This is a genomic window from Clostridioides sp. GD02367 (assembly GCF_045900275.1).
In the GTDB taxonomy this organism is placed as follows: Bacteria; Bacillota; Clostridia; order Peptostreptococcales; family Peptostreptococcaceae; genus Clostridioides; species Clostridioides difficile_A.
On the sequence record NZ_JBJODK010000048.1, the window covers coordinates 1 to 329 of the forward strand.

Below are 329 nucleotides of genomic sequence, written 5' to 3' on the forward strand. Positions count from 1 at the left end.
GCAACAAGAGTTAATTAACAAAACTTTTGGATGTTGTAGATTGGTATATAATAAATATCTTGCTAAAAAAATAGAAGTTTATGAAAATGATAAAGAAACTTTTACTTATAAACAGTGCAGTTCTGATTTGACCAATTTAAAAAAAGGATTAAAGTGGCTTAAAGAACCTGATAAATTTTCACTACAAAACACCTTAAAAGATTTAGAAAACGCATATAAAAAATTCTTTAAGGAAAATACAGGGTTTCCTAAATTTAAATCAAAGAAAACTAATAGATTTTCATATAGAACTAACTTTACAAATGGAAATATTCTGTACCTTAGTCAAT

1 protein-coding gene is annotated in these 329 nt (G+C 24.6%); it reads left to right on the top strand.

Annotation, left to right across the window (positions count from 1 at the left end):
* The coding region (locus tag Q3223_RS19630) for a helix-turn-helix domain-containing protein (RefSeq protein ID WP_407812455.1) at nucleotides 1–329 on the top strand (329 nt) is incomplete at both ends.